The sequence below is a fragment of the Xanthobacter autotrophicus genome (genome assembly GCF_029991245.1).
Classification (GTDB): Bacteria; Pseudomonadota; Alphaproteobacteria; order Rhizobiales; family Xanthobacteraceae; genus Xanthobacter; species Xanthobacter autotrophicus_C.
In genome coordinates, this window is record NZ_JAIVFO010000428.1 from 1 (window position 1) to 405 (window position 405).

Annotated in this window: 1 pseudogene; it reads left to right on the forward strand. The window is 68.1% G+C overall.

Going from position 1 to position 405, the window contains the following annotated elements:
• Nucleotides 1-218: 218 nt before the first annotated feature.
• Nucleotides 219-405: pseudogene (locus tag K9U41_RS23535) on the forward strand (tonB-system energizer ExbB); the annotation flags it as partial.

The following is a 405-nucleotide window of genomic DNA, read 5'->3' on the forward strand; positions in this document are numbered from 1 at the left end:
GTATAAGAGACAGGTCTGGGGCTTGACGGGAGCGGCGCCGGTCATCACGAGAGTCTCTCTGCCTCCGGTTGCGGCCGGGAGGATGCGAAAAGGCGAAAATCGGGACGATCTTTATACCGGTTTTCGCGATTTCGAAGCCCTGCCGCGCGCCCTTTCTCTCCCATCCGCCACGAACATGCCGCCTTCGGGCGACAGGAACACCGCCGCGGAGGTCCGATATGCATGTAACGAAGCCCGCGGCCGTTCTGGTCGCGCTCTTCCTGTCGATGGTTGCGTCGATGGTTCCCCTGGCCCAGGCCGGGGCGCAGACGACACAGGGGCAGAACGCCCCGCCCCCGAGCGTGCCCGCCGCGGGCGTGCCGGCTGCGCCCGCGCCTTCCGCCGGAACCCCTGCCGCCGGAGCCC